This is a genomic window from Rhodococcus sp. ENV425 (genome assembly GCF_002887785.1).
GTDB classification, from domain to species: Bacteria; Actinomycetota; Actinomycetes; order Mycobacteriales; family Mycobacteriaceae; genus Rhodococcus; species Rhodococcus aetherivorans.
Map to the genome: position 1 here is coordinate 26,322 of NZ_PCZU01000261.1, position 14,889 is coordinate 41,210.

General features: G+C 68.6%; 16 protein-coding genes. 6 read left to right on the forward strand and 10 right to left on the reverse strand.

Annotated features, from left to right (window positions below):
- The coding region (locus CQZ88_RS31645; protein ID WP_258008738.1) for a DUF488 domain-containing protein at positions 1-309 on the forward strand (309 nt) is incomplete at its 5' end.
- Here CQZ88_RS31645 and CQZ88_RS23085 read toward each other — a convergent pair.
- The 3 genes from CQZ88_RS23085 to leuA all read right to left on the reverse strand — a co-directional run bounded on the left by CQZ88_RS23085 (position 306) and on the right by leuA (position 3,452).
- Positions 306-1,088: a crotonase/enoyl-CoA hydratase family protein gene (locus tag CQZ88_RS23085; RefSeq protein ID WP_102800375.1), complete on the reverse strand. Its 783-nt coding sequence runs from the start codon at positions 1,086-1,088 to the stop codon at positions 306-308. The genes CQZ88_RS31645 and CQZ88_RS23085 overlap by 4 nt on opposite strands.
- Positions 1,089-1,113: 25 nt before the next feature.
- Complete coding sequence (locus tag CQZ88_RS23090; protein WP_006932600.1) at positions 1,114-1,488, reverse strand: SHOCT domain-containing protein; 375 nt, start codon at positions 1,486-1,488, stop codon at positions 1,114-1,116.
- 155 nt (positions 1,489-1,643) lie between these two features.
- Entirely contained in the window at positions 1,644-3,452 is a 1,809-nt protein-coding gene (leuA, locus tag CQZ88_RS23095; protein ID WP_050034480.1) for a 2-isopropylmalate synthase, read from the reverse strand.
- Between the two features lie 355 nt (positions 3,453-3,807).
- Between leuA and CQZ88_RS23100 the strand changes: the two genes are divergently transcribed.
- A complete protein-coding gene (locus CQZ88_RS23100; RefSeq protein ID WP_065923114.1) occupies positions 3,808-5,025 on the forward strand; it encodes a DUF4185 domain-containing protein in 1,218 nt (405 codons plus the stop codon).
- 15 nt (positions 5,026-5,040) lie between these two features.
- Here the strand turns inward: CQZ88_RS23100 and CQZ88_RS23105 are convergent, their stop codons facing one another.
- The gene (locus CQZ88_RS23105) at positions 5,041-6,243 is read right to left on the reverse strand and encodes a low temperature requirement protein A (RefSeq protein ID WP_065923554.1); all 1,203 of its coding nucleotides are present in this window, start codon (positions 6,241-6,243) and stop codon (positions 5,041-5,043) included.
- 175 nt (positions 6,244-6,418) lie between these two features.
- On the opposite strand from CQZ88_RS23105, the gene CQZ88_RS23110 reads away from it, so the two are divergent.
- Together CQZ88_RS23110 and CQZ88_RS23115 are read left to right on the forward strand one after the other, a co-directional pair.
- On the forward strand, positions 6,419-7,684 hold the full coding sequence (locus CQZ88_RS23110) for an aspartate kinase (RefSeq protein ID WP_006932606.1): 1,266 nt from the start codon (positions 6,419-6,421) through the stop codon (positions 7,682-7,684).
- A 5-nt stretch (positions 7,685-7,689) separates the two neighbouring features.
- A complete protein-coding gene (locus CQZ88_RS23115) occupies positions 7,690-8,721 on the forward strand; it encodes an aspartate-semialdehyde dehydrogenase (protein ID WP_006932608.1) in 1,032 nt (343 codons plus the stop codon).
- A gap of 86 nt (positions 8,722-8,807) precedes the next feature.
- Here CQZ88_RS23115 and CQZ88_RS23120 read toward each other — a convergent pair whose 3' ends face one another.
- Entirely contained in the window at positions 8,808-9,194 is a 387-nt protein-coding gene (locus CQZ88_RS23120; RefSeq protein ID WP_050034482.1) for an SPW repeat protein, read from the reverse strand.
- Between the two features lie 101 nt (positions 9,195-9,295).
- Between CQZ88_RS23120 and CQZ88_RS23125 the strand changes: the two genes are divergently transcribed.
- Positions 9,296-9,853: a TetR/AcrR family transcriptional regulator gene (locus CQZ88_RS23125; RefSeq protein ID WP_006932656.1), complete on the forward strand. Its 558-nt coding sequence runs from the start codon at positions 9,296-9,298 to the stop codon at positions 9,851-9,853.
- 82 nt (positions 9,854-9,935) lie between these two features.
- On the opposite strand, the gene couM is transcribed toward CQZ88_RS23125, so the two are convergent.
- From couM to couN, 3 genes are read right to left on the reverse strand one after another with little or no spacing between them, the layout of a single operon-like run.
- Complete coding sequence (gene couM / locus CQZ88_RS23130; protein ID WP_006932658.1) at positions 9,936-10,415, reverse strand: p-hydroxycinnamoyl-CoA hydratase; 480 nt, start codon at positions 10,413-10,415, stop codon at positions 9,936-9,938.
- 29 nt (positions 10,416-10,444) lie between these two features.
- Positions 10,445-11,335 (reverse strand): 4-hydroxyphenyl-beta-ketoacyl-CoA hydrolase, encoded by an 891-nt coding sequence (couO, locus tag CQZ88_RS23135; protein ID WP_006932660.1) that lies wholly within the window; start codon positions 11,333-11,335, stop codon positions 10,445-10,447.
- Complete coding sequence (gene couN / locus CQZ88_RS23140; RefSeq protein WP_029547165.1) at positions 11,332-12,243, reverse strand: 4-hydroxyphenyl-beta-hydroxyacyl-CoA dehydrogenase; 912 nt, start codon at positions 12,241-12,243, stop codon at positions 11,332-11,334. The genes couO and couN overlap by 4 nt, the downstream gene beginning before the upstream one ends.
- A 115-nt stretch (positions 12,244-12,358) precedes the next feature.
- Between couN and CQZ88_RS23145 the strand changes: the two genes are divergently transcribed.
- Positions 12,359-12,808 carry a MarR family winged helix-turn-helix transcriptional regulator gene (locus CQZ88_RS23145; protein ID WP_029547166.1) on the forward strand — a complete coding sequence of 150 codons (450 nt, stop codon included), beginning with the start codon at positions 12,359-12,361 and terminating at the stop codon, positions 12,806-12,808.
- Between the two features lie 39 nt (positions 12,809-12,847).
- Here the strand turns inward: CQZ88_RS23145 and CQZ88_RS23150 are convergent, their stop codons facing one another.
- Entirely contained in the window at positions 12,848-13,465 is a 618-nt protein-coding gene (locus CQZ88_RS23150; RefSeq protein ID WP_006932667.1) for an AmiS/UreI family transporter, read from the reverse strand.
- Between the two features lie 73 nt (positions 13,466-13,538).
- A complete protein-coding gene (locus tag CQZ88_RS23155; protein WP_258008739.1) occupies positions 13,539-14,729 on the reverse strand; it encodes an acetamidase/formamidase family protein in 1,191 nt (396 codons plus the stop codon).
- Between the last annotated feature and the right edge of the window lie 160 nt (positions 14,730-14,889).

The window sequence follows — 14,889 nt, forward strand, 5'->3', positions numbered from 1 at the left end:
ACGGCGCCCGAGGATTCGTGGTGGCGGGTCGAGCAGTTCGCTGCCTACGCCGCCCACACGCGCACCGAGGAGTTCGCCGACGCGCTCGACGGCCTGCTCGTGGAGTCCGCGCGGCGCCGGACCGCGATGATGTGCAGCGAGAGCGTGTGGTGGCGCTGCCACCGCCGCCTCGTCGCGGACATCGTCGTGTTGCGTTTCGGCCGCGACGTCGAACACCTCATGCACGACGGCCGCCTCGTCGCGCACGAGGCGGCCCCCGGAGCCCGCGTGCGGGCCGACGGCCATGTGGTGTGGGACGGCTCCGGCTAGCTGCCGGATTCGCCGAAGCTGCCGTGCCGCCCGGCGCCGGCGGCGAACCGGGAGGCGCCCTCGAGCGTGTCGTGGGCGAGGGAGACCGTGCCGTGCCGGAACTCGTTGAGCAACGCCTGGTCCTCGTCGAGACCGTGCTGTTCGAGCAGGGAGAGACGATCCCGGCGCAGGCAGGTCTGGGGGAAGGCGGCGATCTCGGCGGCGAGCGTGCGGGCCGCGGCGAGCGCCTGCCCGGCGGGCACGAGCCGGTTGACCAGCCCGATGCGCAGCGCCTCGTCGGCTTCGACGGGACGGCCGGTCAGGACGAGATCCATCGCGCGGCTCTCGCCGATGAGCCGCGGCAACCGCACCGTGCCGCCGTCGATCAGCGGCACGCCCCAGCGGCGGCAGAACACGCCCAGCACCGCCCCCTCCTCGGCGACGCGCAGATCGGCCCACAGCGCCAGCTCGAGCCCGCCCGCGACGGCGAGGCCCGAAATCGCGGCGATGACGGGCTTGGACAGCCGCATCCGCGACACGCCCATCGGCCCGTCACCGTCCGGGGCGACCCGGTTTGCGCGTCCCTCACTGATCGCCTTCAGGTCGGCGCCGGAGCAGAAGGTGCCTCCCTCGCCGTGCAGGACGGCGACCGCCGCCTCGTCGTCGGCGTCGAAGGCGCGGAAGGCGTCGGCGAGCGCCTGCGCCGTCTCCCGGTCGACCGCGTTGCGGACCTCGGGACGGTTGATCCCGATGGTGGTGACGGGCCCGTCGCGGCGGACCCGAACCGGATCGGACGTCATCGTCGTGATCCCCCCGGGGGCGGCGTCAGGCCAGCGCCTTGGCCTTGAGGGCCTGGTATTCGGCCTCGGTGATGGTGCCCGCGTCGAGCAGGGCCTTGGCGTCGGCGATGTGCTCGGCGGGCGACTTGCCGGCGACCTCGCGGATGTAACTGTCCTGGGCCTGCTTGACCTGGGCGTACTCCCGCGCGGAGCGCTCGGCCATGCCCTTGCCGTTGACGATCAGATAGATCAGGGCGGTCAGGAACGGCAGGAAGATCAGGAAGACGATCCAGATCGCCTTGATCCAGCCGGACTGCTGGTGGTTGCGGAACAGGTCCCCGATGATGGAGAAGAGCACCATCAGGTACGCGATGAACGCGAAGCTGACGATGATGAACCAGATGATGTCCCAGAAATCCATGTGACGCTCCCTTTCGTGGGGCACGTGCGGAGACGGATCCGAACCGAGATTCGCCCGGCCGACAAACGGACACGCGGCGGCACTCCTGCGAAAGAGTACCGCCGCGTTCGTCCGAATTCGCGCCGTTTGCCGCGGTGTTCGCGGGACCGGAGGGCTCAGTGGGCCCGGTTCACCGCCGAGACCACCGCGCGCAGCGACGCCGTCGTGATGGACGGCGCGATTCCGACACCCCAGACCAGGGCCGAGACCCCGTCGGGCCGGGTCACGTCCGCCTCGACGTACGCGGCCGCGAGGGCGTCGTCACCGGCCGACATGGCGTGCTCGGCGTAGCCGCGGACCGCCACCTGGTAGCCCAGGGTCTCCAGGGCGTCGACGAAGGCGGCGAGCGGGCCGTTGCCGGACCCGGTGATCTCCTGTTCCTTGCCGTGATACTTCACGACCGCGGTGACGGTGTCGGTGCCGTCGTCGGTCTCGGCCGCGGCGACCTTCTGCCGGATCCGCTCGAGCGGGGTGATCGGGGTCAGGTACTCCTCGTGGAAGATGTCCCACATCTCCTTGGGGCTGACCTCGCCGCCCTCACCGTCGGTGACGCGCTGCACCGCCTGCGAGAACTCGATCTGCAGCCGCCGCGGCAGGTTCAGGCCGTGGTCGTGCTTCATGATGTACGCCACGCCGCCCTTGCCGGACTGCGAGTTCACCCGGATCACGGCCTCGTAGCTGCGGCCGACGTCCTTCGGGTCGATCGGCAGGTACGGAACCGCCCAGGTCAGGTCGTCGACGTCGGTGCCCGCCGCGTCGGCGTCGGCCTTCATCATGTCCATGCCCTTGTTGATGGCGTCCTGGTGGCTGCCCGAGAAGGCCGTGTACACCAGGTCGCCGCCGTAGGGGTGCCGCTCGGGCACGGGCAGCTGGTTGCAGTACTCGACGGTGCGGCGGATCTCGTCGATGTTGGAGAAGTCGATCTGCGGGTCCACGCCGCGGCTGAACATGTTCAGGCCGAGGGTGACCAGGCACACGTTGCCGGTGCGCTCGCCGTTGCCGAACAGGCAGCCCTCGATGCGGTCGGCGCCGGCCTGGTAGCCCAGTTCGGCCGCCGCGACGCCGGTGCCGCGGTCGTTGTGCGGGTGCAGCGACAGGATGATCGAGTCGCGCTTGGCCAGGTTGCGGTGCATCCACTCGATCGAGTCGGCGTACACGTTCGGCGTGGCCATCTCGACCGTCGCCGGCAGGTTGATGATCACGGGGTTCTCGGGGGTCGCGCCCAGGGTGTCGACGACCGCGTCGCACACCTCCTTGGCGTACGACAGTTCCGTGCCGGTGTACGACTCGGGGGAGTACTCCCACCGCCAGTTCGTGTCGGGGTGGTTCTTCGCCTCCTCGAGTACCAGTTCGGCCGCGTCGGTGGCGATCTTCTTGACCGTGTCCTTGTCCGCCTTGAACACGACGCGGCGCTGCAGGATCGACGTCGAGTTGTAGAAGTGGACGATGGCCGTGTGGGCCCCGGCGCACGCCTCGAAGGTGCGCTTGATCAGCTCGGGGCGGGCCTGCGTCAGGACCTGGATGGTGACGTCGTCGGGAATCGCGTTGTCCTCGATGATCTCTCGGACGAAGTCGAAATCGGTCTGGCTCGCCGACGGGAAGCCGACCTCGATCTCCTTGTAGCCCATGCGTACCAGCAGGTCGAACATGCGCCGCTTGCGGGCGGGGCTCATGGGGTCGATGAGCGCCTGGTTGCCGTCACGCAGGTCCACGGCGCACCAGGCGGGGGCCCGGTCGATGACCTTGTCCGGCCAGGTGCGGTCCGGCAGCGTGACCGGCTCGACCTCCTCGGCGAACGGCCGGTACCGGTAGGTCGGCATCGAGGAGTTCTTCTGCGTGTTCCACGCCGGCTGATCGGCGGGGGCGGGCTTGCTCGGCGGCGTGATAGTGCGCGAGCCGGAGGTGAATGCGTCGGCGGGTGACATGACGTAACTCCAAAAAAAGGGGACCGGTGAGTCCGGATGAGGATACGACCGGCGCGACCACACCCCGCGACGGGAAGCCGGTCTGGTCAGATCCCGCCGCGGCGGCCGAGGAGAAGCGCGCGCTGCATGCCAGGCAGTGTACTCGCTCGCCCCCGCCGGAGCCCACCCGGGATGCGGGGATTTCGCTGCCGGGGCCGGGCGGAGCAGGCCGTACGAACGTGACCCGATCGATACGGAGGGCGCTGTCGCGAGCCCCGCCGATCCAATACGTTGACCTCATTTGTCACGCAGACACCATTGGTCACAGGAGTATCAGGGAAGACGCGTTTCGGTCACCCGGCCGGGAGGAGAGCTCATGAGGGCGGTCCGGTCGGCGACGACGTTCTCCTCGGCGCTGCTGCTCGCGCTCGGCTGCGCGGTGCCGTTTGCCGCCACCGCTCAAGCGGAACCGTGCGGGGGCTCCGGGTCCGGAAGCAGCGGCTTCGGCAGCAGCAACCCCGGTGCCGGGACGCCGCAGGGACCGCTGCCGACGATCACCTCCGGGCCCACCCGCACCGTCGCCTGGGTCACGGGACCGCGCAGCCCGAACCGGACCGACACCCGCTTCTCCGTCTCGGGCACCGACCTGGGAATCATGTGGGACAACGGCGGGACCGGCCCAGGCCGGCAGGTGCTCGCGGCCTTCGGAGACACCTTCGGCGACTGCTCGGTCGAGGGCGACGAATGGCGCCGCAACATCCTCATGCGCAGCGGCGACACCGAGCTGTCGGACGGCATCGCCGTGCCCGACCCCCGACCCGGGGATCGCTACTCCGGGGCGCCGGTGCTCTCCTCCGACCCGAACTTCGCCCGCGAGGTCCTCGGCAGCGTCGGCATCGACGGGGTCGAGACCACCGTCGTGCCCACCGCCGGCATCTCGGTCGGCGGCACGCAGTACATCAACTTCATGTCGGTGCGCGCCTGGGGTGAACCGGGCGAATGGTGGACCAACGCCTCGGCCGTCGCGTACTCGACCGACAACGGTGAGACATGGACCGTCGACCCGGCCACCGCGCGAGTGAACACCCCCGTCGAGGTCCCCGGCGTCCAGCAACTGGCGACGGGCAACAGCAACTTCCAACAGCACGCGTACGTGAAGCACGAGGGCTACGTCTACGACTTCGGCACGCCCGACGGGCGCTTCGGTCCGGCCTACGTCTCGCGCGTGCCCGAGGCGGAGATCCGCGACCTCACCGCCTACGAGTTCTGGACCGGCACCCACTGGATCCTCGGCGGGATCGATGCGGCGGTCCCCGTCGTCGACGCCCCGGTCGGCGAGATGTCGGTGCACTGGACCGGCAGCACCTTCGTCCTCCTCTACGGCAACGAGGAACGCGGGCAGATCGAGATGCGCACGAGCGCGCGCCCGGAAGGCCCGTGGAGCGCGCCGCGGGCGGTCGTCACCGGCGCCCAGATCGGCGGCCTGTACGCGCCGTACATCCATCCGTGGTCCAGCGGCAACGACCTGTATTTCGTCGCGTCCCGCTGGAGCGACTACAACGTCATGCTGCTGCGCACGACCGTCGCGGGATGAGCCGCCCGTCCGGTCTCAGCCCCCGTGACGGATCGTCTCGCGCGGCTCGGCGTAACGGACGGTCTCGTACCCGATGAGGACGAGCAGCACCGCCACCAGGATGCCGAGGGTCGCCAGCGCCGGGACGTGCCCCACCACGGGAAGGAGTGCGAGCAGGACGACCGCCGTCGTCGCCCGGGGAACCTCGACGCGACCGGTCGCGTAGGCGCGGAAGAACACCAGGGCGAGGAGATAGAGCGCGGCCCCGCCGTACAGGCCGACCAGCGGCCAGCCCTGGAGGGGATCGGTGAGCCGATGATGGTTCCCGTCCCCGACGTAGGCGAGGATCTTCTTCAGGCCCAGCGAGAGCATGACGATTCCGATCACCATCGGCAGGTGGGCGTAGCTGTAGCAACGCTGGGCGATCCGGATCAGCCGGGTCCCGGTCGCCGCGTCGAAGGCTTTCTCGACGGCCAGGGACGTGACGTCGAAATACGCCCACCACAGCAGCGCCGAGACGGACAGACCCAGCAGTGACGCGACGATGATCGCCCAGGAGATCGGCAGCGCCGCGACGCCGATCCCGATCGAGACGATCGACTCACCGAGGGCGACGATCACCATGAGTCCGTGCCGCTCCGCGAAGTGGCTCACCGAGCGGAGCCGCCACCCGGTGCCCCCGGCCAGGGTGCCGAGGTAGTCGCCCGCCAGGGCGAGGATCCACAGCACCGTCTGCGCGGGTCCGGACAGCTGCGAGGCGATCAGCAGGAACGCCGTTCCCGCCAGCATGCTCGGAAGGAATCGGAGCACCTGCCGCCGCAGCTGCGGATCGTCCCGGCTCAGGACGAGGAACGTCGACAGGTGGATCAGGCGCACGGTGAAGTAGCCGACCGCGAAGATCACCGGTCCGTCGAGGCCACCCGGCATGTCGTCGAACGCCTCGGGAATCGTCAGGGCGACGACGAACACGGCCCCCATCGCGGCGAACATCACCACTCGCATGAGGCCCTCGTCGGCGCGGGCGAGATTGCCCAGCCACGAGTAGCCGACCCACACCCACCACAGCACCGCCATGACGAGGGCGGCGCGCAGCACGTCGACGCCGCTGGTGTCCACCGCCATGAGGTCGGTGACCCGGGTCAGGGCGAAGACGAACACGAGATCGAAGAACAACTCGATGGGGGAGGCGGAGGAACGTTCGTCCACCGCTCGGACCTGCAGGCGTCTGCCGATGCTCACGCCGGAGATGCTGTCACCACCCGAGACCGCTGTCACGCCCGACGGTTCCGGCCCTCGCCGCAGGCCGGTAGCGGACGGCTGCCGGGTGCCGGGGCAGGTCGAGCCCCGTCCCTCCAGGCCGCATCGGTAAGCTGATCCCCTGGACTTGCACCCAAGACCCCGGAGGTTCGCCAGCGTGGCACTCGTCGTCCAGAAGTACGGAGGATCCTCGGTCGCGACGGCCGAGCGGATCCGGCGCGTCGCTGAACGGATCGTCGAGACCAAGAAGGCGGGCAACGACGTCGTCGTCGTGGTCTCGGCGATGGGCGACACCACCGACGAGCTGCTCGACCTCGCCCAGCAGGTGTGCCCGGCGCCGCCGGCGCGGGAGATGGACATGCTCCTCACCTCCGGTGAGCGGATCTCCAACGCCCTGGTCGCGATGGCGATCCACTCGCTCGGCGCCGAGGCACGGTCGTTCACCGGCTCGCAGGCCGGCGTGATCACCACGAGCAGCCACGGCAACGCGAAGATCATCGACGTCACCCCCGGCCGCGTCCGGGCCGCGCTGGACGAGGGCAGCATCGTCCTCGTCGCCGGCTTCCAGGGCGTGAGCCAGGACAGCAAGGACATCACCACCCTCGGCCGCGGCGGCTCCGACACGACCGCCGTCGCCCTGGCCGCGGCGCTGAACGCCGATGTCTGCGAGATCTACACCGACGTCGACGGCGTCTTCACCGCCGACCCGCGCATCGTCAAGGACGCGCAGCGGCTCGAGAAGGTCTCCTTCGAGGAGATGCTCGAGCTCGCGGCGTGCGGCGCGAAGGTGCTCATGCTGCGCTGCGTCGAGTACGCCCGCCGCTACAACGTGCCCGTGCACGTTCGTTCGTCGTACACCACCAAGCCCGGCACCATCGTGTCCGGATCGATGGAGGACATCCCCGTGGAAGAGGCTCTGATCACCGGCGTCGCGCACGATCGCGGCGAGGCCAAGGTCACCGTCGTCGGCCTGCCCGATACCCCCGGTTACGCCGCGAAGGTGTTCCGCGCCGTCGCCGACGCCGAGATCAACATCGACATGGTGTTGCAGAACATCTCCAAGGTGGAGACGGGCAAGACCGACATCACCTTCACCCTGCCCAAGGGCGATGGCCCGCGCGCCGTGGAGCTGCTGAGCAAGCAGCAGGAGGAGATCGGCTTCACCCAGGTGCTGTTCGACGACCACATCGGCAAGGTCTCGCTCGTCGGCGCCGGCATGAAGAGCCACCCGGGCGTCACGGCGAAGTTCTGCGAGGCCCTCGCGGGTGCGGGCATCAACATCGACCTCATCTCCACGTCGGAGATCCGTATCTCGGTCCTCGTCGACGACACGGAACTCGACGACGCGGTGCGCGCCCTGCACGCCGCGTTCGAACTCGGCGGCGAGGAAGAAGCCGTCGTCCACGCCGGAACGGGACGGTAATCGCTGTGACCACTCTCGCTGTCGTCGGTGCCACCGGACAGGTCGGCATCGTCATGCGCACCCTGCTCGAAGAGCGCAACTTCCCCGCCGACCGGGTGCGGTTCTTCGCATCGGCCCGCTCGGCCGGCAAGAAGCTGCCGTTCCGCGGCGAGGAGATCGTCGTGGAGGACGCAGCCGCGACCTCCGACGAGGATCTGAAGGGCATCGACATCGCCCTGTTCTCGGCCGGAGCGACCCTCTCGCGCGCGCAGGCGCCGCGGTTCGCCGCCGCCGGCGCGACCGTCGTCGACAACTCCTCGGCCTGGCGCAAGGATCCCGAGGTTCCCCTCGTCGTGAGCGAGGTGAACCCGCAGGAGGCGAAGAACCCGCCCAAGGGCATCATCGCCAACCCGAACTGCACCACCATGGCCGCGATGCCGGTGCTCAAGGTCCTGCACGACGAGGCCGGACTGCAGCGGCTGATCGTCTCGAGCTACCAGGCCGTCTCCGGCAGCGGCATCGCCGGCGTCGACGAACTGCTCGGCCAGGCGCGCGCCGTCATCGGCGACGCCGAGAAGCTGGTGCACGACGGCAGCGCCGTCGACTTCCCGGCCCCGGACAAGTACGTCGCGCCCATCGCGTTCAACGTGCTGCCGCTGGCCGGCTCCCTCGTCGACGACGGCAGCGGCGAGACCGACGAGGACCAGAAGCTGCGCAACGAGTCCCGCAAGATCCTCGGACTGCCGGACCTGCTGGTGTCGGGTACCTGCGTGCGCGTGCCGGTGATCACCGGCCACTCCCTGTCGATCAACGCCGAGTTCGAACGCCCGCTGTCGGTGGAGCGCGCGAAGGAACTGCTCGCGAACGCCCCCGGCGTGCGGCTCGTGGACGTTCCGACGCCGCTGCAGGCCGCGGGCCAGGATCCGTCGCTGGTGGGCCGGGTCCGTCAGGATCCGGGTGTGCCGGACGGGCGTGGTCTGGCGCTGTTCGTCTCGGGGGACAACCTGCGGAAGGGCGCCGCCCTCAACACCATTCAGATCGCCGAGCTGCTGGTGTAGGTTCACCCGCCTCGAGATGGTCACCGAGGGGGAGGTTGTCGCGACATCGATCGAGTGATGTCGCCGACAACCTCCCCCTCGGCGTTTCAGCGGGCCGTCGACGCATACGTGCGTCGTTCCTCTTCCCGGGTCGCCGCCGCGACGTCGGCGGACTCGTCGGCGAGGTACGCGGCGCCGCCGACGAGCATGATCAACGCCCCCGCGATCCACGCGGTCCAGGCCGCGCCGTCGCCGGCGAACTGCCCGATCCACGGCGAGATGAACAAGATCAGGCCGACGACGGACAGGGACCAGTGGTCCTTGGTCGGATCCCGGGCGATCAGCGACCACAGGGCGTAGATCGCGGCGATGGCGCCCAGTCCGAGAGTGACCCCGGAGCCGACGGGGGTGGTGTCGAACCATACCGATGCGGTCATGGTGACGATGCCCAGGATCAGGGCGATCGCTCCGGCCGACGAGTTCGAGATCTTCATGTGCGTCCCTCTCTTCGAATCGCTACATGTTGCGTAGCTACATATAGTGTAGCGCTATTGTAGGATTGTCGTAAGTCGAGACAGCGGACAGGAGGGGGCGCATGCGGCAAGGTGAGGGGACTGCCACGCCGGAGGAACGCATCGCCGACGCCGTGCTCGAGCTGCTGCGTCGCAAGGGGCCCAAGGCGGTGACGATCGAGGCCGTGGCCGCACACACGGGCATGGCCCGCACCACCATCTACCGCCGCTACCGCGACCGGGACGAGATGCTCACCGCGGTGATGGAGCCGATCGCGCAGCCCGCGCCTCCCGCGCCGGATGCCACCGCGCACCAGGTGCTGACGTGGCTGGCCGAGCAGTCCCTCCGTTCGGTCGACGGGGGCGTCGGATTCGGCGGCCTTGCTGCGCTGGTGACCGATGCGGATCCCGCGTTCACCGGTCTCATCCGCTCGGTGCTCGTGCGCCACCGCAGCACCTTGACCGAGGTCGTGCGACACCACATCTCGCGGGGACTGGTGCGAGCCGACCTCGACGTCGAAACATTTCTGGACTGCATCGTCGGTGCCTACTTCGCGGAACGGGCCCGGAGCGGTGACATCGACGCCAACTGGAACGAACGGGTCGCGCAGACGCTGCTGCCCGCGTTCGTGCAACCGTGAGCCGTCCTGGAACGAGCGAATGTACCCTTCCCCCTTGTAGATCGACGGAAGGGTACATTCGCTCGGCTGCAGGCGGCGGCCGCTAATCGAACATGCGGTAGACCGCCTCGACGACGACGGCGGGCCGCTCGCTGCCCTCGAGCTCGATCATGCCGTCGATCGTGATCTGCACGCCGCCCTTCGGCAGCTTCTCGAGCGACTTCAGCGTGGCGTTGAGGCGGACCTTGCCGCCGGCCGGAACGGGGTTGGTGAAGCGGACCTTGTTCAGGCCGTAGTTGACGGCCATGGTCACGCTGTCGACCTTCAGCACCTCGCTCCACATCGGGATGATCAGCGAGAGCGTGAGGTAGCCGTGGGCGATGGGGCCGCCGAAGGGGCTTTCCTTCTTCGCCCGTTCGACGTCGAGGTGGATCCACTGGTGGTCGTCGGTGGCGTCGGCGAAGGTCTGGATGCGGTCCTGCTCGACGGGCAGCCACGAGCTGACACCGAGCGGTTGCCCGACGAGTGCCTCGAGATCGTCCAGGGTGGCGACGTGGGTGGTGGCGGTGGCGGGAATGGTCATGGGAACTCCTCGGTTCGCAGGTACCGACGTCAGCGCTCGATGCCGAGAACGCGCAGCGCGTTCTGCTTGAAGATCATCGGGGCTACGTCGGGTTTGATGTCGAGAGTGGCGAAATCGTTGCGCCATCGATCCACTTGGATGACCGGGAAGTCGGATCCGAACAGCACCTTGCGGCGCAGCATCGTGTTCGCGGCCTTGACCAGTTGCGGCGGAAAGTACTTCGGCGACCAGCCGGACAGGTCGAGGTAGACGTTCGCCTTGTGGGTGGCGATGGAGATCTGCGCGTCGACCCACGGTACAGCGGGGTGGGCCATGACGATGGTCAGATCGGGGAAGTCGGCGGCGACGTCGTCGAGCAGCATCGGGTCGGAGTAGCGCAGCTTGATGCCGTGCCCGCCGGGCAGCCCCGCGCCGATGCCGGTCTGCCCGGTGTGGAACAGGGCCGGCACCTGTGCCTCGACGAGGGCCTCGTACAGCGGGTAGAAGCGCCGGTCGTTGGGCTCGAAGCCCTGCATGCTCGGGTGGAACTTGAAGCCCTTGACGCCGTACTCGTCGACCAGGCGGCGCAACCGCTGGACGGCGGCCTTGCCCTGCAGGGGGTCGACGGAGCCGAAGGGGATGAGCACATCGTTGTTCTCGGCGGCGAACTCGGCGATCTCCTCGACCGAGTTCGGGGCGTGCCCGGTGGCCGACTGCGCGTCGACGGTGAACACGACCGCGGCCATGTTCCGCTCGCGGTAGTGCTCGGCGATGGACTTGATGGTCGGGGTGCGTTCCTCGCCGGACTTGAAGTACTTCTCCGACGCGGCCATCAGTTCGTCGTCCATGGACCGGTGGCCGCAGCCGTCGATCTCGACGTGGGTGTGGATATCGAGGGCGTCGATCTTGTCGAAGTCGATGCCGTACTCGTAACGGCTCACTTGGCGAGCACCTCCTCGGGGAATTCCTCGCCGACGGACTCGACGCGGTCGGCGAACACGATGGGCCACTGGGCGGCGACGTCGTCGGCGGAGAAGCCGCCGTCGTGGAAGGCGGTGGCGGTCAGCTGCGGGTGCGACCACAGTGCGAGGCGATCCCCGCCGACGGAGAACGCCTGACCGGTGATGGCGGCGGCGTCGTCGGAGGCGAGGAAGGCGATCAGGCCCGCGACGTCCTCGGGGGTGCCCATGCCGACCTCGCGGCGGATGACCGCGGGCAGCTCGCCGGTCTGCTTCATCTGTTCGATGTAGGGCGCGAAGATCGGCACGGTCTCGGTCATCGCCGTGACGGCGACGGGGCACACGGCGTTGGCGGTGATGCCGGCGCGCTGCAGTTCCATCGCCCAGGTGCGGACCATGCCGACGACGGCGGCCTTGGCGCCGGCGTAGTTGGTCTGGCCGAAGTTGCCGCGCTGGCCGGCGGGGGAGCCGATGGCGATGATGCGCCCGCCCTCGCCCTGCTCGCGGAAGCGCAGCACGGCCTCGCGCACGCACGTGAAGGTGCCGCGCAGGTGCACGTCGATCACGGCGTCGAAGTCGTCGTCGGTCATCTTCCACAGCACCTTGTCGCGCAGGATGCCGGCGTTGGTCACCATCACGTCGAGGCGGCCGAAGTGCTCGACCGCGGCCGCGACGAGCTTCCTCGCCGTCTCTGTGGGGCCGACGGGGGCGACCACGGCGACGGCGCGTCCACCCGCGGCGGTGATCGTCGCGACGGCGGCATCGGCGGTGGCCCGGTCGACGTCGTTGATCACGACCGCGGCGCCGTGACGGGCCAGCTCGGTGGCGTAGGCGAGGCCGAGGCCCTGTCCGCTACCGGTGACGACGGCGACTTTGTTGCTGAGGTCCACGAGATCCTCCGTTGCTCGAGCTGATGTACTCCCAATCACATAGGAACATCTATTATTGAAAAAGTCAACGATTGAGGAACTGTTACCCTGAGGGTCACGACGAAAGGCTGTCGGAATGGAACGTCGACGCGTCCTCGAGGACGACCTGGGATTTCTGCTGACGCGTGCCAGCGCGATGGTGGTGCGATCGGTGAACGAGGCCCTCGCCCCGCTCGGGCTGCGGGTGCGCCCGTACACGGTGCTCTCCCTCGCGTGCGACGAACCCGCCGGTGTGGCGCAGCGCCGCATCGCCGCGGACATGGGACTGGATCCCAGTCAGATCGTCGCAATCGTCGACGAACTCGAGAGCCGCGGCCTCGTCGCGCGCACCGCGGATCCGGGCGACCGGCGCAACAAGCTCATCGTCGCCACCGACGAGGGGCGAAAGCTGTGCGACGAGGCGCGCCGGCTCAGCGAGGAGGTGTCGGACCGGCACTTCGCCGGCGCGAACCCGGCTCTTCTCACCGAAATGCGCAATGTGCTCGGCCGCATGGTTTTTCCCGAGTCGGTGAACTCGGTCTCCTGAACGGCCGCAAGCCGCCTCGCCGACGGCGCTGGGTGCATGTCAGCCTTGCCGGGCAGGAGTCGACGCATCGATCGATGCCGGACGGGTGACCAGCCACAGCGCCGCCACTACGGTGCCTCCGAGTGCGGTCGCGGCAAGAGCGGCGGCGGCGGAATCGATCCACAGTCCGGCAAGTGCGAGGCCTGCCGGAACAGCCGCGGTCAGCACCCCCTCCGTGATCGCCACGGCACCGGTGAAGCGGGTGAGTTCGGTGCGGCCGAGAGCCAGGACCAGAAAGAAGAGCAACCAAAGCCCGGCCCAGGCCAGCCAGAATACGACGAAGAGCCGGCCGCCGTCGTACCAGGTGCGGGCGGCAAACCCGACCGCGGCCACCGCAACGAAGAGGGAGAACCAGCCCAACCCTTCCGGAGGCCATCCCGTCGCAGCGTTGATCCCGACCCACAGGTACGTGAAGCCGAACAGGTAGAGACCGGCTGCCCCGGCGATTGCGGCGCCGCCACCGTCCGTGGTGACGATCAGGACGGTCGGGATCACCACCTGGAGGGTGCCGACGCACAGGTTCAGCGGCGCAGCGGCGCGGGCGGAGATCCGCCCGAGAAGCATGATGCCGTTCACGATCAGGACGGCACCGACGTAGAACAATCCGACATCGGTCATCTGCGGTCGCTTTCCGCCGAGGCGCCCGCGGTGCCGGGGCGTCCGAGCATCCCGGCACCGCGGACCCGTCGACTTACTGGGGGAGGATGTCCTTGTCGAAGATGTCGAGCGGAATCTTCAGCGTGACAGCCGCGTTCGGAATGTCGACGATGCCGCCGACGTGCATCTCGCACGGTGCGACGCTGATGATCGTGTACGCCTGCTCGGGCGCGTAACCGAACTTACCGAGGTAGTCGATCGCCTGTTCGACGGCGTCGACCGCGGCCATGGTGGTATCGATGTACTTCTGCTCCCGGCCGCGCGCGGACAAACCGGTGAACGACAGGTACCGGGTACCGAAGTTCGGGTCGACAGGAGAGGGTCGCAGCATCGGGTTCCGCACCCCGTACTTCGCCATGCCACCCTTGATCAGGTTGAACCGCAGCCACGTGGACCCATCCATTTCGATGGCGTTCCAGGTGATTTCACCATCGCCCTCGGCGAAGTGAAGGTCGCCGCACGAGAAGAGCGCCCCCTCGACGAAAACCGGGAAGTACACCCGCGAGCCGCGGGAGAGGTTCTTGATGTCGAGGTTGCCGCCGTTCTCTCGGGGCGGCACCGTGCGCGCCGCCGTGGCGGCGACCCGCGCCCATTCGTCGCCCTCCAGGGTGCGCAGCACCGACGTCGCGATCGCGTCCTCCCGCGGGCCGGCCAGGCCGTCGGCGATCAGCGGATCCTCCCGCTCGTTCCAGATCTGCAGCAGCTCGTGCGACGGCGCCACGCCGATCACACCGGGGTGGCTGATCGCGGGGATCTCCACGCCCGGGATCTGCCGGCTCGTCGCGAACAGACCGTGCAGGTCCCACACCGTCTTGAAGCCTCGAGGGAACCAGCTCGCCAGTGGTCCGCCCATTCCGGGCAGGATGTTCGAGTATCCGATACCCGAGAGCGGCTGCACGTCCAGAACATCGACCACCAGTAGGTCGCCGGGCTCGGCGCCGTTGACGTAGACCGGTCCGGCGATCGGATGGGTACGGGTCAGGTCCAGATCCCGGATGTCCTGGTCCTCGTCGGCATCCTGGAGCTGGTAGTCGTCGTAGCCGGGGGTTTCGAGGATCACCTCGTCACCCGGATCCAGTTCGTGCAGCGGCGGAATGTCGGGATGCCAGCGGTTGTGCCCGAGCTCCTTCTGCTCGGCAAGGGGGACGCCCACCTCGCAGCAGAATCTTGGAACGCCGAGATCGCGGTTGGGGAAACGGGATACGCCCGAGCGCGTGAAGTCCACGTCGGCTCCGAGCGAACGGGGGAGAGCAACATCGCTTGACATCTGTCCGACCTCCAATGGGGGATGTGCGTGGTGCGGCTCACAATTTACTTCCATTTGGAACTGTGTCAAGTGGAAATAATCTCGGAGCGGACGCCGCTACCTCCGTGCGCAGGGGTGC

What these genes read in the sequence shown, in the direction of transcription:
- CQZ88_RS23100 (WP_065923114.1), top strand. Translation starts at nt 3,808, where the DNA reads ATGAGGGCGGTCCGGTCGGCGACGACGTTCTCCTCGGCGCTGCTGCTC.
- CQZ88_RS23125 (WP_006932656.1), top strand. Translation starts at nt 9,296, where the DNA reads ATGCGGCAAGGTGAGGGGACTGCCACGCCGGAGGAACGCATCGCCGAC.
- CQZ88_RS23120 (WP_050034482.1), bottom strand. Translation starts at nt 9,194, where the DNA reads ATGAAGATCTCGAACTCGTCGGCCGGAGCGATCGCCCTGATCCTGGGC.
- CQZ88_RS23090 (WP_006932600.1), bottom strand. Translation starts at nt 1,488, where the DNA reads ATGGATTTCTGGGACATCATCTGGTTCATCATCGTCAGCTTCGCGTTC.
- couM (WP_006932658.1), bottom strand. Translation starts at nt 10,415, where the DNA reads ATGACCATTCCCGCCACCGCCACCACCCACGTCGCCACCCTGGACGAT.
- leuA (WP_050034480.1), bottom strand. Translation starts at nt 3,452, where the DNA reads ATGTCACCCGCCGACGCATTCACCTCCGGCTCGCGCACTATCACGCCG.
- CQZ88_RS23085 (WP_102800375.1), bottom strand. Translation starts at nt 1,088, where the DNA reads ATGACGTCCGATCCGGTTCGGGTCCGCCGCGACGGGCCCGTCACCACC.
- CQZ88_RS23145 (WP_029547166.1), top strand. Translation starts at nt 12,359, where the DNA reads ATGGAACGTCGACGCGTCCTCGAGGACGACCTGGGATTTCTGCTGACG.
- CQZ88_RS23150 (WP_006932667.1), bottom strand. Translation starts at nt 13,465, where the DNA reads ATGACCGATGTCGGATTGTTCTACGTCGGTGCCGTCCTGATCGTGAAC.